Below are 21,829 nucleotides of genomic sequence, written 5' to 3' on the forward strand. Positions count from 1 at the left end.
GGCCTCGGGTTGATAATATCGACTCGGGGCCTTTCTCTTTCTCTCCTTTGCCAAGGCGCCGGACAGAAAGATCCAGAGCACCCGCCGCGCGGTCTACCCGAACTTCCTTCCCGTGAAATCCGCCGTTGCGCCAACCTGCGGCGTGGTGCGCAGTTTGTCCTGAAAGCAAAAGAAAAAAGGGGCGATGATGATCGCCCCTTGGATGCGTGGAGTGGGAGTTGGCGTTAAGCCGCTTCGGTCTGCTGCTGGCGCTTAGACTGCGCCGCCGGCTTTTCCGGCTTGGCGGCCGCCAGCGCATCCGGTGCAAAGTCGTCCACGTTGATGGAGCGCAGGCGGCTCTCTTCGGCTTTCACCAGGATCTTCGCTTCATCGGCGCTGATCTTGCCTTCTTCCAGCGCGCGCTCCGCCAAACGATCCAGACGGGTGAACGGCAGGTTTTTGCCGGCCGCCTTGCACAGACGTTCGTGAATCGGCTCGGCGGCCATCACGTCGGCCAGCGCCGCTTCCAGCAGGCCGATTGGGTTATGCTCGCTCGGCGTCAGGTACTGGCCGCGCCCCAGACGGCTGCGGGTGGCGGAAGGCACCTGCAGGATCTTGGCCAACTGATGATCCAGGCGATCGGACGGCGCAGTATGCACGCGGCCGAACGGGAAGACCACGAAGCGCAGCGCGCCGGCGATAAAGCGGTTCGGGAAGTTGCGCAGCAGATCATCCAGCGCCTGTTCGGCTTTATGCAGGCTGTCTTGCACGCCCCAATGCACCAGCGGCAGATCTTCTTTCTGACGGCCTTCGTCGTCAAAGCGTTTCAGCACGGCGGAAGCCAAATACATCTGGCTGAGGATATCCCCCAGGCGAGCGGAGATGCGCTCACGGCGCTTCAGGCTGCCGCCCAGCACGCCCATGGAAACGTCCGACAGCAGCGCCAGGTTGGCGCTCAGGCGGTTCAGCTGCTGATAGTAACGACGGGTCGCGTCCTTGGTTGGCGTGGCGCTGGTGCGGCCGTTGGTCAGGCCCAGCCAGAAGCTGCGTACCTTGTTGCTGCCGACGTGACCCAGGTGGCCGAACAGCGATTTATCGAAGGCGTTCAGATCGTTGTTCTGCGCCGCCGCCATTTCATCCAGCACATAAGGATGGCAGCGGATCGCGCCCTGACCGAAGATCATCATGGTGCGGGTCAGGATGTTCGCGCCTTCCACCGTGATGGCGATCGGTGCCCCCTGATAAGCGCGAGCCAGGAAGTTGGATTCGCCCAGCATGATGCCTTTACCGCCGGCGATATCCATGGCGTCAACGATCGACTGCTGGCCGCGGTGCGTGCAGTGGTATTTGACGATGGCCGACAGCACGGCCGGTTTCTCGCCCTGCACCAGCGCATAGGTGATCAGCGAAGCGGCGGCGTCCATCACATAGGTGTTGCCGGCGATGCGCGCCAACGGTTCCTCGATCCCTTCCATCTTGCCGATGGAGATCTTGAACTGACGGCGAATGTGCGCGTAGGCGCCGGTCGCCAGGGCGATGGATTTCAGGCTGCCGGTAGAGTTGGACGGCAGGGTGATGCCGCGACCGACCGACAGGCACTCAACCAGCATGCGCCAGCCCTGGCCGGCCATTTTCGGCCCGCCGATGATGTAATCGATCGGCACGAACACGTCGGTGCCGCGGGTCGGGCCGTTCTGGAACGGCACGTTCAGCGGAAAGTGACGGTTGCCGATTTCCACGCCCGGGGTGCTGGTCGGGATCAGCGCACAGGTGATGCCCGGGGATTCGTTGTCGCTCAGCAGGCGGTTCGGGTCATGCAGTTTGAACGCCAGGCCCAGTACGGTGGCGACCGGCGCCAACGTGATGTAGCGCTTGTTCCAGGTCAGGCGCATGCCCAGCACCTGCTTGCCTTGCCATTCGCCCATGCACACGGTGCCGACGTCCGGGATCGCGCCGGCATCGGAACCCGCTTCCGGGCTGGTCAGCGCGAAGCATGGGATTTCGTCGCCGCGCGCCAGGCCCGGCAGATAGTGGTTTTTCTGTTCTTCGGTGCCGTAGTGCTGCAGCAGTTCGCCCGGGCCGAGGGAGTTTGGCACGCCGACGGTGATCGCCAGGATGCCGGAAACGCCGGCCAGTTTTTGCAGCACCATCGCCTGAGCGTAAGGGGAGAATTCCAGACCGCCGTACTCTTTCTTGATGATCATCGCGAAGAAACGGTGTTCTTTCAGGTACGCCCAGAGTTCTGGCGGCAGATCGGCCAGTTCGTGGGTGATCTGGAAGTCGTTGGCCATGCGGCAGGCTTCTTCCACCGGGCCGTCGATAAACGCCTGCTCTTCTTCCGTCAGGCGCGGTTTCGGGTAGCTGTGCAGCTTGTTCCAGTCCGGCGCACCGCGGAACAGATCGCCTTCCCACCAAGTGGTGCCGGCGTCGATCGCTTCCTTCTCGGTGGTGGACATCGGCGGCATCACCTTGCGGAAGGCGCGCAGCGCCGGCGCGGAGAGCAGGGAACGGCGTACAGAGGAAAGGTTCAGCGGCAGCAGCACGATCGCCAGCGGCAGCAACAGCCAGAAGCTCCACAGGCCGATAGCGCCCATGACGGCGGTGTACGCCACCAGGATCAGGCTGCTGAGGGTAAGGTTCACTCGGTGGTAGAACACCACGCCGAGGAGAGCCAGGAAAACGACGATACTAAGAACCATCATAAGAAGCTCCGAAGTAGTAAGAGGTCTGACCTGTTGTGTGTATGTAATAGGTTTTAGTACAAGGCAGAATTTTTATCAATGCGTTTACAGTTTAATTACAACTCAGGTCACAAACTGACAGCACCAATCATCAAAAACCTCTCCGCTTCCTTAACCGGCGCGCTGTTTGGCCGAGAATGCTTCTCGCTGTTTCCGCGATCCGGTACACTGCGGAGCGGAAGATTTGACGATAACAAGAGGTTCCTCATGTACCACGACCTTATTCGCAGTGAACTGAACGAAGCGGCTGATACCCTGGCGAAATTTATCAATGACGACGCCAACATCGACGCCATCCAACGCGCGGCGGTGCTGCTGGCGGATTCCTTCAAAGCCGGCGGTAAAGTGATTTCCTGCGGCAACGGCGGTTCCCATTGCGACGCGATGCACTTCGCCGAAGAGCTGACCGGCCGCTACCGCGAAAACCGCCCGGGCTACCCGGCGATTGCCATCTCGGACGTGAGCCACCTGTCCTGCGTCAGCAACGACTTCGGCTATGAGTATGTGTTCTCGCGCTATGTGGAAGCGGTGGGCCGCGAAGGCGACGTGCTGCTGGGCATTTCCACCTCCGGCAACTCCGGCAACATCATCAAGGCTATCGATGCGGCGCGTGCCAAGGGGATGAAAGTGATCACCCTGACCGGCAAGGACGGCGGCAAGATGGCGGGTTCCGCCGATGTGGAAATTCGCGTGCCGCACTTCGGTTATGCCGATCGCATTCAGGAAATCCACATTAAAGCGATTCACATCTTGATTCAGCTGATCGAAAAAGAGATGGTTAAGGCGTAATAGCCTTCGGGGGGCTGCGGCTCCCCATGAATAAGACTGCGGGCGCCGCATGTATGCCGTGCCCGCACAGTCTGTGTCAGTGTGGTTAAGGAGTGCTGGCGATGTGTGAACTGCTCGGGATGAGCGCAAACGTACCGACCGATATCTGCTTCAGCTTTACCGGCCTGGTACAGCGCGGCGGCCGCACCGGGCCGCATAAGGATGGCTGGGGCATTACCTTCTATGAAGGGAACGGCTGCCGCACATTCAAGGATCCGCAGCCGAGCTTCAACTCGCCGATCGCCCGCCTGGTGCAGGACTACCCGATCAAGTCTTGCGCGGTGGTGTCCCATATTCGCCAGGCCAACCGCGGCGAAGTGGCGTTGGAAAACACCCATCCGTTCACCCGCGAACTGTGGGGCCGCAACTGGACCTACGCGCACAACGGCCAATTGAAAGGCTATCGTCAGTTGGATACCGGCACGTTCCGCCCGGTCGGCCAGACTGACAGCGAATATGCCTTCTGCTGGCTGCTGCACCAGCTGGCGCTGAAATATCCGCGCACCCCGAGCCAGTGGCCGGCGGTATTCCGCTACATTGGCCTGTTGGCGAGCCAACTGCGCAAGAAAGGGGTATTCAATATGCTGTTGTCGGACGGGCGCTTCGTGATGGCGTATTGCTCCACCAACCTGTATTGGATTACGCGCCGCGCGCCGTTCGGCAAGGCGACGCTGCTCGATCAGGACGTGGAGATTGATTTTCAGCAACAGACCACACCGAACGATGTGGTCACGGTGATCGCCACCCAACCGCTGACCGCTAACGAAACCTGGCACAAGATTGAGCCAGGCGAGTTCGCGTTATTTCACTTCGGTGAGCGGCTTGTTCTGAGCGAAGGGGTTGGTGTTGGGCGTCGGGCTGGCTGACGCGTACTGCGTCATCATGCCGCCGCTGCTCATCAGCGGTTGACCCAAGACGTACTGGCCATTGACCACGCCCATTGTCGGCGGTTGGCGGTTCTTCGCGAAGTAATCATAGCCCGGCTTCAGCTGGCGCCAGAAGGCGATATAGCTGGATGACGCATGGCGTTTCAGGTTCTGTTCGGTCATGCGGAACGGGTAGATGCTGATGTCGACGCGGCTTTGGCCATAGGCGAAGGCGGCTTCGACGTAGCGATAGATCTCATCCATATAGGTGTTGGTCATCGCGTAACAGCCGATCGATTTACATTCGCCGTGGATCATCAGATAAGCGCCGGAATAGCCCTGCGACTTATCGTAATCGTTAGGGAAACCGATATTGATCGCCCGATAATACTTGCTGTCGGGTTTCAGATGGCGCGCGTCAACGCTATAAAAGCCTTCAGGACTTTTAAAGTCGCCTTCACGACGTTTAGGACCCAGCCCGCCGGAGAAATTACAGATCGGGAACGTGTTGACCAGGCGGAATTCATTGCCCATTCTGGCATACAATTCCAGCTTGCGTTCCTCTTTGAAGATCTGAATATAGACCGGCGAACCCAATAATTGCTGTTTAACTACCGGCGCTTCGGGTACCTGCTCGCTGGCGCTGCAGGCCGTGATCATCGGCATAGAAACAAGCATCGCAAACAACAGCGCGATTTTGCTCATTATAATTCCTGCTTATATTTATCTGCCGGCGTAATCAACCTGGCCAGCATGCCACTGATTATTGTTTTTACTGCTGCAAAACACCGCCAGATTACCAGCGCGTTTATTTTTAGCAATACGTGATATGTATAAAAAAACGACAAAGCTCGATAAAAGTGAAATGACCGGCAGATTTTAACGATAAGTAGTGAAAAACAGGCGAAATTTAATTGCGTTTGCTTGACCCAAGTCACGACGGAACGCAGAACAATGTTGCGAACAATGTTAATATTCTCTCTTCAATTTAACGCGCGGTGGCGATTGAAGCGGCGGGGGTTATGGCATATAACCCGGCCGTTTCGGTGGTTATTTGGCTACAGGCCGTTAACACATCGATTGTCACGCAAATAACGGAGAGGGGGGAATCAAGGGAATGCGCGTTACCCCATATATTCACTGCGAGAAAGTTCATGTTGGGCGTGCCGTCGTGCGCACTGCCCGGCAATCCTGGCATCGTCCGCACCCGCCTCTGGGGCCGGGCAGACGTGTAAACCAAACTACATCGTATAAATCCTATGATTAAGATCAGAAAAGGGTTAGATCTGCCGATAGCCGGGGTTCCGGTTCAGGCGATCCAAGATGGCCCGAACATTCAGCATGTCGCCCTGCTTGGGGAAGAGTATGTCGGAATGCGCCCCTCCATGCTGGTGCAGGAAGGCGATACCGTTAAGAAAGGCCAGGCGTTGTTCGAAGACAAGAAAAACCCCGGGGTTTTCTTCACGGCACCCGCCAGCGGCCGCATCGCCGCGATTAACCGCGGCGAGCGGCGCGTATTGCAATCGGTGGTGATTGCGCTGGAAAACGGCGGCGACGATCAGCTTGAGTTTGCGCACTATCCGCTGGGTGAACTGAGCCAGCTGCCGCGTGAACAGGTCGAAAGCGAACTGATCGCCAGCGGCCTGTGGACCGCGCTGCGCACCCGTCCGTTCAGCAAAACGCCGAGCCCCGGCAGCGAGCCGCGCGCCATTTTCGTCACCGCGATGGATACCCAGCCGTTGGCCGCCGACCCGCAGGTGATCATCGCCGAACAGCAGGCGGCGTTTAACGCCGGGCTGGTGGTGTTGGCGCGCCTGACGGCGGGCAAGGTACACGTATGCCACGCCGCCGGCGCCTCGGTTGGGCAGCAAAGCGGCTCGCAGATCGCCTACAGCGAATTCGCCGGCCCGCATCCCGCCGGGCTGGCGGGCACCCACATTCATTTCCTTGAACCGGTCAGCCTGAAGAAAATCGTTTGGCACATCGGTTACCAGGATGTCATCGCCATCGGCACGCTGTTCACCACCGGCAAGCTCGATACCCGCCGTGTGGTGGCGCTGGCCGGGCCGCAGGTGGCGCAGCCGGCGCTGCTGCGCACCCGCCTGGGGGCCAGCCTCGATGAGCTGACCGCCGGCCGCCTGAAAGGCGGCGAGAATCGGGTGATCTCCGGTTCGGTGCTGAACGGCATGCACGCCGCCGGGCCGAACGCCTGGCTCGGCCGCTTCCACTCGCAGGTGTCGGTGTTGGAGGAAGGGCGCGACAAAGAGCTGTTCGGTTGGATCGTGCCCTCACCGAACAAATTCTCCATTACCCGCACCACGCTGGGCCACTTCCTGAAGAACAAACTGTTCGCTTTCTCAACCACCACTAACGGCGGCGAGCGCGCCATGGTGCCGATCGGCAACTATGAGCGGGTGATGCCGCTGGATATTTTGCCGACGCTGCTGCTGCGCGATTTGCTGGCGGGCGACAGCGACAGCGCGCAAGCGCTGGGCTGCCTGGAACTGGATGAGGAAGATCTGGCGCTGTGCACCTTCGTTTGCCCCGGCAAGTATGAGTACGCGCCGGTGCTGCGCGAGGTGCTGACCAAGATTGAGCAGGAAGGATAACCGATGGGCCTGAAGAATTATTTCGAGAAGATAGAGCATCACTTCACGCCGGGCGGCAAACTGGAAAAGTGGTACCCGCTGTATGAAGCGACCACTACGGTGTTTTACACCCCCGGCACGGTGACGCGCGGCGCTTCGCACGTGCGCGACGCCATCGATTTGAAACGCATGATGATCCTGGTGTGGCTGGCGGTGTTCCCGGCGATGTTCTGGGGCATGTACAACGTCGGCCAGCAGGCAATCCCGGCGCTGCACCATCTGTACAGCGGCGACGCGCTGCAACAGGTGCTGGCGGGCGACTGGCATTATCGCCTGGCGCAGTGGCTCGGCGCCTCGCTGGCGGCCGACGCCGGCTGGGTCAGCAAGATGGTGCTGGGCGCCTGTTACTTCCTGCCGATCTACGCCGTGGTATTCGTCGTCGGCGGCTTCTGGGAAGTGCTGTTCGCCATTATCCGCAAGCATGAGGTCAACGAAGGCTTCTTCGTCACGTCCATCCTGTTCGCGCTGATCGTGCCGCCGACCCTGCCGCTGTGGCAGGCCGCGCTGGGCATCACCTTCGGCGTGGTGGTGGCCAAAGAGATCTTCGGCGGCACCGGGCGCAACTTCCTCAACCCGGCGCTGGCCGGCCGCGCCTTCCTGTTCTTCGCCTATCCGGCGCAGATCTCCGGCGATTTGGTGTGGACCTCCGCGGACGGTTTCTCCGGCGCGACGCCGCTGGCGCAGTGGAGCGCGGGCGGGGCGCACAGCCTGAGCAACGTGGCCACCGGCCAGTCCATCAGCTGGCTGGACGCTTTCCTCGGCAACATTCCCGGCTCGATCGGTGAGGTGTCCACGCTGATGATCCTGATCGGCGGGGCGATTATCCTGTTCGGCCGCGTGGCCTCCTGGCGCATCGTCGCCGGCGTAATGCTCGGCATGGTGGCTTCCGCCCTGTTGTTCAACGCCATCGGTTCGGACACCAACCCGATGTTCGCCATGCCGTGGTACTGGCATCTGGTGCTGGGCGGCTTCGCCTTCGGCATGATCTTTATGGCGACCGACCCGGTTTCCGCCTCCTTCACCAATAAGGGGAAATGGTGGTACGGCATTCTGATTGGCGTGATGTGCGTGCTGATTAGGGTAGTCAACCCCGCCTATCCGGAAGGCATGATGCTGGCGATCCTGTTCGCCAACCTGTTCGCACCGCTGTTCGATTACCTGGTGGTGCAGGCCAACATCAAGCGGAGAAAAGCCCGTGGCGAATGAAGCGAAAAACGACGGCATCGGTAAAACGCTGCTGGTAGTGCTGCTGCTGTGTCTGGTGTGTTCAGTGGTGGTGGCGGGCTCCGCCGTCGGCCTGAAGTCCAAACAGCAGGAGCAAAAGCTGCTCGACAAGCAGCGCAATATTCTCGACGTAGCCGGCCTGTTGCAGCCGAAAATGGAGAGCGAGCAGGTCAAGCGCCTGTACAGCGAGCGCATCGAACCGCGCCTGGTGGATCTGAACAGCGGCGAGTTTGTCGCCGGCAAGGCGGCGGCGTTCGATCTGGGCGCCGCGCTGCGCGACGACGCCAAAAGCGTGGCGCTGGCGGCGGGCGACGATCCGGCCGGCATCAAGCGCCGCAGCAACCTGGCGGAAATCTACCTGGTGCGCGATGAAAGCGGCCAGGTGAACAAGATTGTGCTGCCGGTATACGGCACCGGTCTGTGGTCGATGATGTACGCCTTCGTGGCGCTGGATAATGACGGCAACACGGTCAAGGGCATCACCTACTACGACCAGGGGGAAACCCCGGGGCTGGGCGGGGAGGTCGAGAACCCGTCCTGGCGCCAGCAGTGGGTCGGCAAGCAGCTGTTCGACGACAATGGCCAGCCGGCGATCCGCGTGGTGAAAGGCGGCGCGCGTCAGGGGGATGTACACGGGGTGGACGGCCTGTCCGGCGCCACGCTGACCTCCAACGGCGTACAGCATACGTTTGATTTCTGGTTGGGCGAGCACGGCTTCGGCCCGTTCCTGAAAAAAGTTCGTGAAGGAGCGCTGAAAAATGGCTGATTCCAAAGAGATAAAGCGGGTCCTGCTGGGGCCGCTGTTCGACAATAACCCGATCGCCCTGCAGGTGCTGGGCGTCTGTTCGGCGCTGGCGGTGACCACCAAGCTGGAGACGGCGGTGGTGATGACCATTGCGGTGACGCTGGTGACCGCGTTCTCCAGCTTCTTCATCTCGCTGATCCGTCATCATATTCCCAACAGCGTGCGCATCATCGTGCAGATGGCGATCATCGCCTCGCTGGTGATCGTGGTCGATCAGCTGCTGCGCGCCTATGCGTTTGAGATCTCCAAGCAGCTGTCGGTGTTCGTCGGCCTGATCATCACCAACTGCATCGTGATGGGGCGCGCCGAGGCCTACGCCATGAAGTCGCCGCCGATCGAGAGCTTTATGGACGGCATCGGCAACGGGCTGGGTTACGGGGTGATCCTGGTGCTGGTCGGTTTCCTGCGCGAGCTGATCGGCTCCGGCAAGCTGTTCGGCGTGCCGGTGCTGGAAACGGTGCAGAACGGCGGCTGGTATCAGCCGAACGGCCTGTTCCTGCTGGCGCCGAGCGCGTTCTTCATCATCGGCCTGCTGATCTGGGTGCTGCGCACCCTGAAGCCGGCGCAGATCGAAAAGGAGTAAAGGCCGATGGAACACTATATCAGCCTGTTTGTGCGCGCGGTGTTCGTTGAGAACATGGCGCTGGCGTTCTTCCTCGGGATGTGCACCTTCCTGGCGGTGTCGAAGAAGGTCTCGACCGCCTTTGGCCTGGGCATCGCGGTGACCATCGTGCTCGGCATTTCGGTGCCGGTGAACAACCTGGTCTACAACCTGATCCTGCGCGACGGCGCGCTGGTGGAAGGCGTCGATCTGAGCTTCCTCAACTTCATCACCTTCATCGGCGTGATTGCGGCGCTGGTGCAGATTCTGGAGATGATCCTCGATCGTTTCTTCCCGTCGCTGTATAACGCGCTCGGCATCTTCCTGCCGCTCATCACCGTGAACTGCGCCATCTTCGGCGGCGTGTCCTTCATGGTGCAGCGCGACTATAACTTCGCCGAATCGGTGGTGTACGGCTTTGGTTCCGGCACCGGCTGGATGCTGGCGATCGTCGCCATGGCGGGGATCCGCGAAAAACTCAAGTATGCCAACGTGCCGGCAGGGCTGCGCGGCCTGGGCATTACCTTTATCACCACCGGACTGATGGCGCTGGGCTTCATGTCCTTCTCCGGTGTTCAGTTGTAAAGGCGGGAAGAATTTATGGAAATTATTTTAGGCGTAGCAATGTTCACCGCCATCGTGATGGTGCTGGTGTTGCTGATCCTGTTCGCCAAGTCGAAGCTGGTGAATACCGGCGACATCGCGGTGGAAATCAACGGCGATCTGGATAAGAGCTTCCATGCGCCGGCGGGCGACAAGCTGCTCAACGTGCTCTCCAGCCAGGGGATCTTCGTCTCCTCGGCCTGTGGCGGCGGCGGTTCCTGCGGCCAGTGCCGGGTGGTGATCAAAGAGGGCGGCGGCGATATCCTGCCGACCGAGCTCTCGCACATCAACAAGCGCGAAGCGAAAGAGGGTTGCCGCCTGGCGTGCCAGGTGAACGTGAAGCAGAACCTGAAGATCGAACTGCCGGAAGAGATCTTCGGCGTGAAGAAATGGGAGTGCGAGGTTATCTCCAACGATAACAAAGCCACCTTTATCAAAGAGCTGAAGCTGAAGATCCCCGATGGCGAAGACGTGCCGTTCCGCGCGGGCGGTTTCATCCAGATCGAAGCGCCGGCGCACGACATCAGTTACGCCGACTTCGACGTGCCGCAGGAGTATCGCGGCGACTGGGACAAGTTCAACCTGTTCCGCTACCGCTCGACGGTGAACGACACCACGGTGCGCGCCTACTCGATGGCCAACTACCCGGAAGAAAAGGGCATCATCATGCTCAACGTGCGTATCGCCACGCCGCCGCCGAACAATCCGGACGTGCCGCCGGGCATCATGTCTTCCTATATCTGGTCGCTGAAGCCGGGCGACAAGGTGACCATCTCCGGGCCGTTCGGCGAGTTCTTCGCCAAGGACACCGACGCCGAAATGATCTTCATCGGCGGCGGCGCAGGCATGGCGCCGATGCGCTCGCACATCTTCGATCAGCTCAAGCGTCTGAACTCGAAGCGCAAGATCACTTTCTGGTACGGCGCGCGTTCGCTGCGCGAGATGTTCTATGAAGACGATTTCAACCAGCTGCAGGCGGAGAACGAAAACTTCACCTGGCACGTGGCGCTATCGGATCCGCAGCCGGAAGATAACTGGACCGGCTACACCGGCTTTATCCATAATGTTCTGCTGGAGAACTACCTGAAGAACCACCCGGCGCCGGAGGACTGCGAGTTTTACATGTGCGGGCCGCCGATGATGAACGCCGCGGTGATCAAGATGCTCAAAGATCTGGGCGTCGAAGACGAAAACATCATGCTGGATGACTTTGGTGGCTAAATTGCGCGCATTGGCGACGAAGAACTGGCTGGCGGGCGTGGCGCTGAGCGCCACCCTGCTGCTGACCGGCTGCGGGCCGGAACAGGTGGATCTGACGGGTAAAACCATGGGCACCTCGTATTCGATCCGTTACGTGGCCGGCGACAATACGCCGTCGGCGCGCGAGATGCAGGCGGAGATCGACAAACGACTGGAACAGGTGAACGATCAGATGTCCACCTACCGGCCGGATTCCGAGCTCAGCCGCTTCAACGCCAGCCGCGACATTGACCGGCCGTTCCCGGTTTCGCCGGCCACCGCCGAAGTGGTGCGCGAAGCGCTGCGCATCAATCGCGTCACCGATGGCGCGCTGGACGTGACCGTCGGGCCGCTGGTCAACCTGTGGGGCTTCGGCCCGGAAGGGCGGCCGGATAAGGTGCCGAGCGAGGCGGAGCTGGCGCACCGCCGCGCCTGGACCGGCGCCGACAAACTGGCGGTGCAGGGCAGCGCGCTGGTGAAAAGCATCCCCGAGCTGTACGTCGATCTGTCGTCGATCGCCAAAGGGTATGGCGTGGACGTGGTGGCGGAGTATCTGCAATCGCAACACGTGAAAGACTACATGGTGGATATCGGCGGCGAGGTGCGCACCCGCGGGCATAACGGCGAGCAAAAGCCGTGGCGCATCGCCATCGAGCGCCCGACCACCGGCGCGCAGCAGCAGGCGCAGCTGGTGATCCAACCGGGGGAGATGTCGATCGCCACCTCGGGTGACTATCGCAACTACTTCGAGCAGGACGGGGTGCGCTATTCGCACACCATCGATCCGATCACCGGGCGCCCGATCCATCATCGGCTGGTGTCGATCACCGTGCTGAGCCCGACCTGCATGACCGCCGACGGCCTGTCCACCGGCCTGAACGTGATGGGGCCAGAGCGCGGCATGGCGCTGGCCAACCTGCTCGGTATCCCGGTGTTCATGATCGTGAAAACCGCCGACGGGTTTGAGGAGCGTTATTCGGACGCGTTCAAACCCTATCTGAAAAAGCGTTCGTGAGGTTGCTATGTTGACGGTATTCGCCGCTACCTTCGTGTTGTTCCTGCTGATCGTCGGCGGGATGTCGCTGGGTTACGTGTTCAAACGCAAAAGCCTGCAGGGCAGCTGCGGCGGCATCACCGCGCTGGGCATGGAGAAAGTCTGCGACTGCCCGGAGCCGTGCGATGCGCGCAAAAAGCGCGAAGCCAAAGCGGCGCAGCGGCGCGAGCAGTTGGACAAGCACCGCATTCTGTAGCGAAGCGAAAACCCGGCCTTGGCCGGGTTTTTTATTTGATAGGAAAAATGTACATCCTCTATTTTGTTCTTATCAAGCTTTAGGTCTTAAGGTTGATACAGCTCTCATTTTAAAAACATCCGGATTTTTCTGTTGCTTCTCAGTTGGTTAGCTCGTTGACTCGGTTGGTTAATATGTCGTCTCATTAGGTTTCTTTTGGATTCAGGGAGTTCCAGGATGGAACAACAAGAAGGGATAAAACGGGGGTTAACGGTGGGTGAAATTAATTTGGCCCGTTCCGTGTTTGGCAGGTCAGTTTTCTATGAGAAGGTGTTTGTCCACTGCGATAGCTATCTGCCGTTTGGATTGCAAGCCAGCAGAACGGCGATGGCGCCCAACGGAGAAGTCTGGTTTAGACAAGCTTTGTATAAGGCTGATTTTTCCACGGCTGCTGCAGGTTTCCAGCATGTATTTATCCACGAAATGAGCCATGTCTGGCAGCACCAAAAAGGCATGTGGGTGAGAACCCGAGGTTTATTGAGTTGGGCTGCTGAATACAAATATCGACTCGATGGTAAACAGCCATTGCATAACTACTCTATGGAACAGCAGGCTTCAATCATCGCTGATTATTGGTTCCTGAAGAAGTATGGTTACACTATCTGGCTGGGTGCGATTAACAATGGCGTGAATTTTCAGGGCGTAACGGATAAAACGATCGCCAGAAAATACGAATATGCGCTTTCTCAGTTTCTTAAGCAGAGGTAACAGGATGAACCGCATTATTTTGGCTGGAACGCTAACTTTGTTGCTCGTCGGCTGCATGCACATGAACGATCCGAGGCCAAAAAACTACGCGGCCAACGTCACTGTCGTTGATAACCACGTTTGTGTGCGGGTTCAACCTGAAGGGGACGAACGCTTGGCCGGCGTCATTATCGAAGAAATCGGCAACGCCAATGCTATCTTCGGCAAGCACTTCGCGGATAACGAGATGCCTGCGGTCACCGCGGCTACGTGCATTCCCGACGATAACTATAAATTCGAAGGCGGGAAGTCTTACGGGATATCGGTGACGCTGTTGTCGCGGGATAAACGAAGTAAAGGTCTTGAGCCTGCCGCCCGGCTATTCGGTGCTGGGTTTAGTGTTCGCTATGAAAATAGCACCATCCAGGTGGTTCCTGCTCGCTAACGGATATTGAAAGCCATACGGGCATAAGGCGGGATGACGAACCGCCTTATGCCGTAACCGGTGATTTATTTCGCCTTGCGGAAACTTTTCGCCTCGGCCGGCGAGTTGACCATCACGCCGTCGGCGCCCAGTGCCAGCGCCTGCTGATACGCCTGCGGCGTGTTGACGCCGAACAGAATGATGTGCGCCGGGCCCTGCGAGCGGAAGCAATCCATCGACTCTTTATCCCAGGTCAGAAACGCCTTCGAGCGCCCTTCGCCGAGGGTGTACTTCTCTACCACTTCCACCTCGCGCTTCAGCTCCAGCCCATACCAGCGCGGCTGTCGGTTGTCCGGTTTGACATCGCACTGGTGCGCCATGGTGACGTTGGCCAGCAGCGTGCGGGTCTCGTCGCGGCTTTCAAAGCGCGGGACGGCCGGCGGCAGCGCCTGCAGGTATTTGGCATCGGTAGAGTAAACGCGGGTGCGGTTCAGGCTGTCGGTGCTTTCCAGCGTCGCCAGCAGCGCCTGGCCAAACTGCGCCGGATCGGCGTCCGGGGATTTGATGTCCAGATAGAAAGTCACGCGCGGAAAGGCCTTCAACACCTCATCCAGCCGCGGAATGCCGATGCCCTGGCCGCGGAACGGATGCGCATCGCCTTTGGCGAACGCCCAGCCGGCATCGGTCCCGGCCAACTGCGCGGCAGTATAGGCAGAAACCGGGCCCTGCCGGTTGGTCAGCGCCTTCAGATCCGAGGGGCGATACAGCACGATGACGCCGTCTTTGGATGCTTGCAGGGTGATCCAAACGGCGTCGGCGCCGTTTTTCAGCGCGGTTTCGATGGCGATGCGGGTGTTCTCCGGCGCATCGGCGGTGCCGCCGCGATGGGCGACGATCGCCGGCGCGTGACCGGCGGCGGCGCTGGCCGCCAGCGCGCTCAGCGACAGTGCGGAAGCCAGCAGCCAATGAGAAAATCTGATCATGTAGAGTACCTTGTCGTTATCGTTGTGGTGAGCCGCACGGGATGGCGGAAATCATACTATTGAAAAATTAAGCTTTTTTAACAACGCGGAAATATCTGGCGGAAACGGCGCTTTCATCGAAGCCTGCGGCCTTGAGCTTTCGGTATATGGCTGTATACTTATACAGTATTGCTGGAGGGTGCGATGCGTAAAATCATTCATGTCGATATGGACTGCTTCTTCGCGGCGGTGGAAATGCGCGACGATCCCAGCCTGCGCGATATCCCGCTGGCGATTGGCGGCAGCGCCGATCGGCGCGGGGTGATCAGCACCGCCAACTACCCGGCGCGGCGCTACGGCGTACATAGCGCCATGTCCACGGCGATGGCGCTCAAGCTATGTCCGCATCTCACCCTGCTGCCGGGGCGCATGGCGGCCTACAAAGAGGCTTCGCAACACATCCGTGAAATCTTCGCCCGTTACACCTCGTTGATCGAGCCGCTGTCGCTCGATGAAGCCTATCTCGACGTGACCGACAGCCCGCAATGCAACGGTTCGGCGACGCTGATCGCCCAGGAGATCCGTCAGGCGATCGCCGACGAGCTGAACCTCACCGCGTCGGCCGGCATCGCGCCAATCAAGTTTCTCGCTAAAATCGCCTCCGAGATGAACAAGCCGAACGGGCAATACGTGATCACGCCGGCGCAGGTGCCGGCGTTTTTGCAGCAGCTGCCGCTCAGCAAGATCCCCGGCGTCGGCAAGGTGACCGCCAAGCGGCTGGAAGAGGTGGGGCTCATCACCTGCGCCGACGTGCAGCAATACGATTTGGCGCAGTTGCTCAAGCGTTTCGGCAAGTTCGGCCGGGTGCTGTGGGAGCGGTGTCAGGGCATCGAGCGGCGCGAAATCTCGGCGGAGCGGCTACGTAAATCGGTGGGCGTGGAGCGCACGTTGGCGGAAGACATTCACGACTGGGAAGACTGCGAAACGCTGATTATCGACAAACTCTACCCCGAGCTGGAGATGCGGCTGCGCAAGGTGAAGCCGGATCTGCACATCGCCCGGCAAGGCGTGAAGCTGAAGTTTCAGGATTTTCAGCAAACCACTCAGGAACACGTGTTCCCGGTGCTGAACCGGCAGGATTTGCTGGCGGTGGCGCGGCAGGCGTGGCGCGAGCGGCGCGAAGGGCGCGGCGTGCGGCTGGTGGGGCTGCATGTGACGCTGCTCGATCCGCAGCTGGAGCGGCAGCTGGCGCTGCCTTGGGAATAAAAAAAGCCGGCAAGTCGCCGGCTTTTTGCGTTAAGCGCGCAGATTACGCGCGTTCAGGGATCGCTTTCAGCAACGAGGTCAGCAGCTTCCAGTACAGACCGACGCTTTCGATATGCACCTGCTCATCCGGCGAGTGTGGGCCGGTGATGGTTGGCCCGATCGATACCATGTCCATGTTTGGATACGGCTTTTTGAACAGACCGCATTCCAGACCGGCGTGGATCACCATGATGTTCGGCGTCTTGTTGAACAGATCCTGATACAGCTCGCGCACCAGGTGCATCACCGGTGAGTCGGCGTCCGGCTGCCAGCCCGGGTAGCCGCCCTTCGGCGCCACTTTGGCGCCGGCCAGCTGGCCCAGCGCGGTCAGCATCTCGACCACGTAGTCTTTGCCGCTGTCGATCAGGGAGCGGATCAGGCAGATGATTTCCGCTTCGTTTTCGCTGGTGGTGACCACCCCGACGTTCAGCGAGGTTTCCACCACGCCTTTCACCGCGTCGCTCATGCGGATCACGCCGTTCGGCGTGCCGTTCAGCAGGGCCAGGAAGCGTTGCTGGCTGTCGGCGCTCAGCGCCTGCGAAGCGCTGGTGGCCGGCTCCAGCAGCACGGTGATGTTCTTCTCTTTGGCGGAGAGTTCGTTCTGCAGCACGGCCAGGAACTCCTGGCTCAGCGCTTTCAGCGCGTCGGCTTTGTCCGCCGGCACCGCTACCACCGCGGAGGCTTCACGCGGGATGGCGTTGCGCAGGGTGCCGCCGTTCAGGTCCAGCACGCGCAGGTTCAGCGCCGCCGCATGGGCGAACAGGAAGCGCGCCAGCAGTTTGTTGGCGTTGCCCAGCCCGACGTGGATCTCGGCGCCGGAATGGCCGCCTTTCAGGCCCTTGAGGGTCAGCTTCAGGGTTTGGTAACCGGCCGGCACCGCTTCGCGCTGCAGCGGCAGGGTGGTGATGAAGTCGATGCCGCCGGCGCAACCCATGTAGATTTCGCCTTCTTCTTCGGAATCGGTATTGATCAGGATGTCCGCCTGCAGCCAGTCCGGCTGCAGCCCGAAGGCGCCGTCCATGCCGGCTTCTTCGGTCATGGTCAGCAGCACTTCCAGCGGGCCGTGCTCAACGCTGTCGTCGGCCAGCACCGCCAGGGCGGAGGCCATGCCGATGCCGTTGTCGGCGCCCAGCGTGGTGCCGCGCGCTTTCACCCACTCGCCGGCGATATAAGGCTGGATCGGATCCTTGGCGAAGTCGTGCACGGTGTCGTTATTCTTTTGCGGCACCATGTCCAGGTGCGCCTGCAGCGCGACCGGCTTGCGGTTTTCCATGCCTTTGGTGGCCGGCTTGCGCAGCAGGATATTGCCGACCCGATCGCGCTCGGCGTGCAGATTCTTTTCTTTGGCCCAGGTGAGGATGTGCTGCGCCAGCGCTTCTTCATGATAAGAAGGGTGCGGGATAGAACAGATCTTGGCGAAAATATCCCACAGCGGCTGTGGCGAAAGCTGAGACAATTCAGACACTATAAGTCTCCTGTGACGGCAGGCTCCGACAGGACGGGCGTGCCGCGCGGTTAAGGTGAGCGGGTATCTGTGCGTCGTGGCACGATCGTCAGAGAATATCACTTTATTTCCGGCGGTGCGCCCCCCGTATTGTGCGGTTTAAGCGCTTGATCACACGGCTTCGCGGCGGGAACGCTCGCTTTTTCAGCATCAATCACCGAAAAGCCGCCCGGCGGAAATCGCGAGGTTTTCCTCGGTACAGCTGGAATTCAACGCGGCCAGTCTCTATAATCTCGCGCAACCTTTTTTCCCCTGAACTATAAAGTAAGCCGCTTCACCAACCGGCTGGGACACGATTCTATGAGCGAAAAATACGTTGTTACCTGGGATATGCTGCAAATACATGCACGCAAGCTGGCGCACCGCCTGCTGCCTGCCGACAAATGGACCGGCATCATTGCCGTCAGCCGCGGCGGCCTGGTGCCGGCGGGCCTGCTGGCGCGCGAGCTGGGCATCCGCTATGTGGATACCGTCTGCATTTCCAGCTATGACCATGACAACCAGCGCGAAATGAAAGTGCTCAAGCGCGCCGAAGGCGACGGTGAAGGCTTCATCGTGGTGGACGATCTGGTGGATACCGGCGGCACCGCAAAAGCGATTCGCGACATGTACCCGAAAGCGCATTTCGTCACCATCTTCGCCAAGCCGGCGGGCCGTCCGCTGGTGGACGACTACGTGATCGACATCCCACAGGACACCTGGATTGAGCAGCCGTGGGACATGGGCGTCAGCTTCGTTCCCCCTATCGGCGGTCGCTAAGCCCAGCCAGTTCCAAGTCAACGCCCGGTTATGCCGGGCGTTTGTTTAATGATAAACGTGATGGCGTTGTCAGGCTTACCGAAGGCAAGATATAAAAAATAAGGAAAATCAATTTATTGATTTTCGGCCGTTGACCACAAAGGAGGAAAAACCACGCTTTTTCCTCCTTTGTCAGCCGCCTGACGCCCGGTTATGCCGGGCGTTTGCGTTATCTTGGTTTATCCCGCCAGAGTTAGGTACACTACCTCCAGTTAAGTAGGCCTGTTGCGGCCTATCGCCAGATTTACGGAGGCTGTTGTTACCATGGCACAGGCCAACCTTTCTGAAATTCTTTTCAAGCCCAAATTCAAACACCCTGAAACCTCGACGCTGGTGCTGCGCGCGCGCAACAAAGTGAGCGCCGCCATGCATTCCGCGTTGGAAGGCGACACCACCGGCAGCTGGTACCGCATGCTGAATCCGCTGCTGTGGGCCTGGCGCGGCGTCAGCCCGATCGAAATCCACGAAGTGCTGGCGCGCATCGCCGCCTCGGACGCCGAGCGCAGCAATCCGCAGCGGCTGGATACCGTGGTGGGCTACCGCAACGGCAACTGGATCTACGAGTGGATCCATCAGGGCATGCAGTGGCAGCAGCGGGCGACGGAGCAGCAGGATCCGCTGCTCGGCGGCGAGTACTGGCTGAAGGCCGCGAGCCTGTACAGCATCGCCGGCTACCCGCATCTGAAGGGCGACGAGTTGGCTGAACAGGCGGAGATGCTCGCCAACCGCGCTTATGAAGAGGCGGCGCTGCTGTTGCCGTATCAGTTGAAAGAGCTGGAGTTCCGCATCGAAGGCGGCGGTTGCGTCACCGGTTTCCTGCACATGCCCGAGAAGGGCGAAGCGCCGTTCCCGACGGTGCTGATGTGCGGCAGTCTCGATACGCTGCAGACTGACTATCATCGCCTGTTCCGCGACTACCTGGCGCCGCACGGCATCGCCATGCTGACGCTCGACATGCCGTCGATAGGTTCCTCCTGCAAATGGAAGCTGACGCAGGACTCCAGCTACCTGCACCAACAAGTGTTGATCCAGCTGGCCTCGGTGCCGTGGGTGGATCATCAGCGGGTGAGCGCCTTCGGCTTCCGCTTCGGCGCCAACGTGGCGGTGCGGCTGGCCTATCTGGAGCCGCAGCGGCTGCGCGGCGTGGCCTGCCTGGGGCCGGTGGTGCATCGCCTGCTGTGCGACAGCAGCACCCAGTTGAACGTGCCGGACATGTATATGGACGTGCTGGCCAGCCGCATGGGCATGGCCAATGCCTCCGACAACGTGCTGAAAGTGGAGTTGAACAGCTACTCGCTGAAAATGCAGGGGTTGCTGGGGCGCCGTTGCCCGACGCCGATGATCTCCGGCTACTGGGAGCGCGATACGCTCAGCCCGAAAGAAGAGTCGCAGCTGATCGTCACCTCCTCGGTGAGCGGCAAGCTGGTCGCCATCCCGCGCACCCCGGTTTACGACAGCTTCCACCGGGCGTTGCTGCAGATGTCCGGTTGGCTGAGGGACAAAATGCGTTAATTAGTTGCTAAATTTTAACAGTTTGTTAAAAAGAGTGGTCTACATTGAGGAGGTTAGAGAATGACGTTACCGAGTGGTCACCCTAAAAGCCGACTAATGAAACGTTTTGCCAGCTTGGGGCCGTACCTGCGTGAAGGGCAATGTGAAAACGACCGTTTTTTCTTTGATTGTTTGGCCGTCTGCGTCAATGTAAAGCCCGCTCCGGAGAAGCGTGAGTTCTGGGGCTGGTGGATGGAGCTGCAGGCGGAAGAGGCGCGCTTCACCTATTCGTACCAATTCGGCCTGTTCGACAAGGAAGGCGACTGGACGGCGCAAAACATTAAGGATGATGAAGTGAGTGCCAAGCTGGAAGACACCCTGCGCGACTTCCATCGCCGCCTCGGCGAGCTGCTGGCGACCATGGAGCTGGGGCTGGAACCCGCCGACGATTTCAAAGAAAAACTGATCAAACTCTCCGCCTGACCCCGTTTGACCACGTATTGTGCTGATTTCGCGTTGTGCCTGTTGGCATAACGCGTCTCTCCTGTTACAAAGACCTTTGCACTCTTATTCTCATCATACCCTATAGCTTTCGAGTTGCGGCTAGGCGGCAAGCGCAGGAATCCCCAGGAGCTTACTGAGGTAAGTGACTGGGGTGAGTGCGTGCAGCCAACAACGCTGCAGCTTGAAAGATGACGGGTATATTACACGGCAGAAATACTATGAACGGCAGCCAGACATTGGTTGTGAAATTGGGCACCAGCGTGTTGACCGGCGGATCGCTGCGTCTGAACCGCGCCCACATCGTCGAATTGGTGCGCCAGTGCGCGCAGCAACACGCCGCGGGCCACCGCATCGTCATCGTCACCTCCGGCGCCATCGCCGCCGGGCGCGAACACCTGGGCTACCCCGAGCTGCCCGCCACCATCGCCTCCAAGCAGCTGCTGGCGGCGGTGGGGCAGAGCCGGCTGATCCAGCTGTGGGAACAGCTGTTCTCCATTTACGGCATCCACGTCGGGCAGATGCTGCTGACGCGCGCCGATCTGGAAGACCGCGAGCGCTTCCTCAACGCGCGCGACACCATGACGGCGCTGCTGGACAACCGCATCGTGCCGGTAATCAATGAGAACGACGCCGTCGCCACCGCCGAAATCAAGGTGGGCGACAACGATAACCTGTCGGCGCTGGCGGCCATTCTGGCCGGGGCCGACAAACTGCTGCTGCTGACCGATCAGCAGGGCCTCTACACCGCGGATCCGCGCAACAACCCGCAGGCCGAACTGATCCGTGAAGTGCACGGCATCGACGACGCGCTGCGCGCCATCGCCGGCGACAGCGTCTCCGGCCTGGGCACCGGCGGCATGGGCACCAAGCTGCAGGCGGCCGACGTGGCCTGCCGCGCCGGCATCGATGTGGTGATCGCCGCGGGCAGCAAGCCGGGCGTGGTGGCGGACGTGATCGAAGGCAAACCGGTGGGCACCCGTTTCCACGCGCTGGAAACCCCGCTGGAAAATCGCAAGCGCTGGATCTTCGGCGCGCCGCCGGCCGGTGAGATCACCGTCGATGACGGCGCGGTGGAAGCGATGATGGCGCGCGGCAGCTCGCTGCTGCCGAAAGGCATCCGCGAAGTGAAGGGCGACTTCTCGCGCGGCGAAGTGATCCGCATCCGCAACCTGGCGGGGCGCGATCTGGCGCACGGCGTCAGCCGCTATAACAGCGATGCGATGCGCATGATCGCCGGGCACCACTCGCAGGAAATCAGCGAGATCCTCGGTTACGAATACGGTCCGGTGGCAGTGCACCGCGACGATATGATTGTCAGTTAAGGAGTGAGC

The 21,829-nt window shown here is 60.1% G+C and carries 21 protein-coding genes; 17 read left to right on the forward strand and 4 right to left on the reverse strand.

The window, feature by feature from the left end:
* Positions 1–224: 224 nt before the first annotated feature.
* The gene (fadE, locus tag ACTJJ6_RS09905; protein ID WP_016928993.1) at positions 225–2,681 is read right to left on the reverse strand and encodes an acyl-CoA dehydrogenase FadE; all 2,457 of its coding nucleotides are present in this window, start codon (positions 2,679–2,681) and stop codon (positions 225–227) included.
* Between the two features lie 246 nt (positions 2,682–2,927).
* Between fadE and lpcA the strand changes: the two genes are divergently transcribed.
* Together lpcA and ACTJJ6_RS09915 are read left to right on the forward strand one after the other, a co-directional pair.
* Positions 2,928–3,509 (forward strand): D-sedoheptulose 7-phosphate isomerase, encoded by a 582-nt coding sequence (gene lpcA / locus ACTJJ6_RS09910; RefSeq protein ID WP_004930220.1) that lies wholly within the window; start codon positions 2,928–2,930, stop codon positions 3,507–3,509.
* A gap of 101 nt (positions 3,510–3,610) precedes the next feature.
* Positions 3,611–4,414, forward strand: coding sequence for a class II glutamine amidotransferase (locus ACTJJ6_RS09915; protein ID WP_004930222.1), 804 nt, complete (start codon positions 3,611–3,613; stop codon positions 4,412–4,414).
* On the opposite strand, the gene dpaA is transcribed toward ACTJJ6_RS09915, so the two are convergent.
* Entirely contained in the window at positions 4,349–5,119 is a 771-nt protein-coding gene (dpaA, locus tag ACTJJ6_RS09920; protein ID WP_004930225.1) for a peptidoglycan meso-diaminopimelic acid protein amidase, read from the reverse strand. The genes ACTJJ6_RS09915 and dpaA overlap by 66 nt on opposite strands.
* Positions 5,120–5,673: 554 nt before the next feature.
* Here dpaA and ACTJJ6_RS09925 point away from each other — a divergent pair.
* The 10 genes from ACTJJ6_RS09925 (at position 5,674) to ACTJJ6_RS09970 (ending at position 13,955) form a co-directional block, all read left to right on the forward strand.
* A complete protein-coding gene (locus tag ACTJJ6_RS09925) occupies positions 5,674–7,023 on the forward strand; it encodes a Na(+)-translocating NADH-quinone reductase subunit A (protein WP_028128252.1) in 1,350 nt (449 codons plus the stop codon).
* A gap of 3 nt (positions 7,024–7,026) precedes the next feature.
* Positions 7,027–8,268 carry an NADH:ubiquinone reductase (Na(+)-transporting) subunit B gene (locus ACTJJ6_RS09930; protein ID WP_016928991.1) on the forward strand — a complete coding sequence of 414 codons (1,242 nt, stop codon included), beginning with the start codon at positions 7,027–7,029 and terminating at the stop codon, positions 8,266–8,268.
* Positions 8,258–9,052, forward strand: a complete 795-nt coding sequence (locus tag ACTJJ6_RS09935) for a Na(+)-translocating NADH-quinone reductase subunit C (RefSeq protein WP_016928990.1) — start codon at positions 8,258–8,260, stop codon at positions 9,050–9,052. The genes ACTJJ6_RS09930 and ACTJJ6_RS09935 overlap by 11 nt, the downstream gene beginning before the upstream one ends.
* Positions 9,045–9,674, forward strand: a complete 630-nt coding sequence (locus tag ACTJJ6_RS09940) for an NADH:ubiquinone reductase (Na(+)-transporting) subunit D (protein ID WP_004930232.1) — start codon at positions 9,045–9,047, stop codon at positions 9,672–9,674. The genes ACTJJ6_RS09935 and ACTJJ6_RS09940 overlap by 8 nt, the downstream gene beginning before the upstream one ends.
* A gap of 6 nt (positions 9,675–9,680) precedes the next feature.
* Positions 9,681–10,277: an NADH:ubiquinone reductase (Na(+)-transporting) subunit E gene (gene nqrE / locus ACTJJ6_RS09945; RefSeq protein WP_004930235.1), complete on the forward strand. Its 597-nt coding sequence runs from the start codon at positions 9,681–9,683 to the stop codon at positions 10,275–10,277.
* A 15-nt stretch (positions 10,278–10,292) separates the two neighbouring features.
* Positions 10,293–11,516 (forward strand): NADH:ubiquinone reductase (Na(+)-transporting) subunit F, encoded by a 1,224-nt coding sequence (gene nqrF, locus ACTJJ6_RS09950; RefSeq protein WP_033634097.1) that lies wholly within the window; start codon positions 10,293–10,295, stop codon positions 11,514–11,516.
* Entirely contained in the window at positions 11,500–12,549 is a 1,050-nt protein-coding gene (locus ACTJJ6_RS09955; RefSeq protein ID WP_049299726.1) for an FAD:protein FMN transferase, read from the forward strand. The genes nqrF and ACTJJ6_RS09955 overlap by 17 nt, the downstream gene beginning before the upstream one ends.
* Positions 12,550–12,556: 7 nt before the next feature.
* The gene (nqrM, locus tag ACTJJ6_RS09960) at positions 12,557–12,784 is read left to right on the forward strand and encodes a (Na+)-NQR maturation NqrM (protein WP_004930244.1); all 228 of its coding nucleotides are present in this window, start codon (positions 12,557–12,559) and stop codon (positions 12,782–12,784) included.
* Between the two features lie 216 nt (positions 12,785–13,000).
* Positions 13,001–13,531 carry a type IV secretion protein Rhs gene (locus ACTJJ6_RS09965; RefSeq protein ID WP_143778593.1) on the forward strand — a complete coding sequence of 177 codons (531 nt, stop codon included), beginning with the start codon at positions 13,001–13,003 and terminating at the stop codon, positions 13,529–13,531.
* 4 nt (positions 13,532–13,535) lie between these two features.
* Positions 13,536–13,955, forward strand: a complete 420-nt coding sequence (locus ACTJJ6_RS09970; RefSeq protein ID WP_016928983.1) for a putative T6SS immunity periplasmic lipoprotein — start codon at positions 13,536–13,538, stop codon at positions 13,953–13,955.
* A 65-nt stretch (positions 13,956–14,020) separates the two neighbouring features.
* On the opposite strand, the gene ACTJJ6_RS09975 is transcribed toward ACTJJ6_RS09970, so the two are convergent.
* Positions 14,021–14,917 carry a glycerophosphodiester phosphodiesterase family protein gene (locus ACTJJ6_RS09975; RefSeq protein WP_440801275.1) on the reverse strand — a complete coding sequence of 299 codons (897 nt, stop codon included), beginning with the start codon at positions 14,915–14,917 and terminating at the stop codon, positions 14,021–14,023.
* 183 nt (positions 14,918–15,100) lie between these two features.
* Here ACTJJ6_RS09975 and dinB point away from each other — a divergent pair, with 183 nt between their 5' ends.
* Complete coding sequence (dinB, locus tag ACTJJ6_RS09980; RefSeq protein ID WP_440801277.1) at positions 15,101–16,162, forward strand: DNA polymerase IV; 1,062 nt, start codon at positions 15,101–15,103, stop codon at positions 16,160–16,162.
* Positions 16,163–16,205: 43 nt separating this feature from the next.
* Here dinB and pepD read toward each other — a convergent pair whose 3' ends face one another.
* Positions 16,206–17,666 carry a beta-Ala-His dipeptidase gene (gene pepD, locus ACTJJ6_RS09985; protein WP_049299722.1) on the reverse strand — a complete coding sequence of 487 codons (1,461 nt, stop codon included), beginning with the start codon at positions 17,664–17,666 and terminating at the stop codon, positions 16,206–16,208.
* 339 nt (positions 17,667–18,005) lie between these two features.
* On the opposite strand from pepD, the gene gpt reads away from it, so the two are divergent.
* The 4 genes from gpt (at position 18,006) to proB (ending at position 21,820) form a co-directional block, all read left to right on the forward strand.
* On the forward strand, positions 18,006–18,464 hold the full coding sequence (gene gpt, locus ACTJJ6_RS09990) for a xanthine phosphoribosyltransferase (RefSeq protein WP_004930253.1): 459 nt from the start codon (positions 18,006–18,008) through the stop codon (positions 18,462–18,464).
* 303 nt (positions 18,465–18,767) lie between these two features.
* Positions 18,768–20,015, forward strand: a complete 1,248-nt coding sequence (gene frsA, locus ACTJJ6_RS09995; protein ID WP_016928979.1) for an esterase FrsA — start codon at positions 18,768–18,770, stop codon at positions 20,013–20,015.
* A gap of 60 nt (positions 20,016–20,075) precedes the next feature.
* Positions 20,076–20,477, forward strand: coding sequence for a sigma factor-binding protein Crl (crl, locus tag ACTJJ6_RS10000; protein ID WP_033641981.1), 402 nt, complete (start codon positions 20,076–20,078; stop codon positions 20,475–20,477).
* A 239-nt stretch (positions 20,478–20,716) separates the two neighbouring features.
* Entirely contained in the window at positions 20,717–21,820 is a 1,104-nt protein-coding gene (gene proB, locus ACTJJ6_RS10005) for a glutamate 5-kinase (protein ID WP_015376738.1), read from the forward strand.
* The last annotated feature ends 9 nt before the right edge of the window (positions 21,821–21,829 follow it).

Origin of the sequence: Serratia sp. 22278 (genome assembly GCF_052045405.1) — a bacterium.
GTDB classification, from domain to species: domain Bacteria; phylum Pseudomonadota; class Gammaproteobacteria; order Enterobacterales; family Enterobacteriaceae; genus Serratia; species Serratia marcescens.

What these genes read in the sequence shown, in the direction of transcription:
- ACTJJ6_RS09965 (WP_143778593.1), top strand. Translation starts at nt 13,001, where the DNA reads ATGGAACAACAAGAAGGGATAAAACGGGGGTTAACGGTGGGTGAAATT.
- ACTJJ6_RS09925 (WP_028128252.1), top strand. Translation starts at nt 5,674, where the DNA reads ATGATTAAGATCAGAAAAGGGTTAGATCTGCCGATAGCCGGGGTTCCG.
- lpcA (WP_004930220.1), top strand. Translation starts at nt 2,928, where the DNA reads ATGTACCACGACCTTATTCGCAGTGAACTGAACGAAGCGGCTGATACC.
- fadE (WP_016928993.1), bottom strand. Translation starts at nt 2,681, where the DNA reads ATGATGGTTCTTAGTATCGTCGTTTTCCTGGCTCTCCTCGGCGTGGTG.
- nqrE (WP_004930235.1), top strand. Translation starts at nt 9,681, where the DNA reads ATGGAACACTATATCAGCCTGTTTGTGCGCGCGGTGTTCGTTGAGAAC.
- frsA (WP_016928979.1), top strand. Translation starts at nt 18,768, where the DNA reads ATGGCACAGGCCAACCTTTCTGAAATTCTTTTCAAGCCCAAATTCAAA.
- proB (WP_015376738.1), top strand. Translation starts at nt 20,717, where the DNA reads ATGAACGGCAGCCAGACATTGGTTGTGAAATTGGGCACCAGCGTGTTG.
- ACTJJ6_RS09915 (WP_004930222.1), top strand. Translation starts at nt 3,611, where the DNA reads ATGTGTGAACTGCTCGGGATGAGCGCAAACGTACCGACCGATATCTGC.
- dinB (WP_440801277.1), top strand. Translation starts at nt 15,101, where the DNA reads ATGCGTAAAATCATTCATGTCGATATGGACTGCTTCTTCGCGGCGGTG.
- ACTJJ6_RS09955 (WP_049299726.1), top strand. Translation starts at nt 11,500, where the DNA reads ATGACTTTGGTGGCTAAATTGCGCGCATTGGCGACGAAGAACTGGCTG.
- ACTJJ6_RS09975 (WP_440801275.1), bottom strand. Translation starts at nt 14,917, where the DNA reads ATGATCAGATTTTCTCATTGGCTGCTGGCTTCCGCACTGTCGCTGAGC.
- ACTJJ6_RS09930 (WP_016928991.1), top strand. Translation starts at nt 7,027, where the DNA reads ATGGGCCTGAAGAATTATTTCGAGAAGATAGAGCATCACTTCACGCCG.
- nqrM (WP_004930244.1), top strand. Translation starts at nt 12,557, where the DNA reads ATGTTGACGGTATTCGCCGCTACCTTCGTGTTGTTCCTGCTGATCGTC.
- ACTJJ6_RS09940 (WP_004930232.1), top strand. Translation starts at nt 9,045, where the DNA reads ATGGCTGATTCCAAAGAGATAAAGCGGGTCCTGCTGGGGCCGCTGTTC.
- gpt (WP_004930253.1), top strand. Translation starts at nt 18,006, where the DNA reads ATGAGCGAAAAATACGTTGTTACCTGGGATATGCTGCAAATACATGCA.
- ACTJJ6_RS09970 (WP_016928983.1), top strand. Translation starts at nt 13,536, where the DNA reads ATGAACCGCATTATTTTGGCTGGAACGCTAACTTTGTTGCTCGTCGGC.
- nqrF (WP_033634097.1), top strand. Translation starts at nt 10,293, where the DNA reads ATGGAAATTATTTTAGGCGTAGCAATGTTCACCGCCATCGTGATGGTG.
- dpaA (WP_004930225.1), bottom strand. Translation starts at nt 5,119, where the DNA reads ATGAGCAAAATCGCGCTGTTGTTTGCGATGCTTGTTTCTATGCCGATG.
- crl (WP_033641981.1), top strand. Translation starts at nt 20,076, where the DNA reads ATGACGTTACCGAGTGGTCACCCTAAAAGCCGACTAATGAAACGTTTT.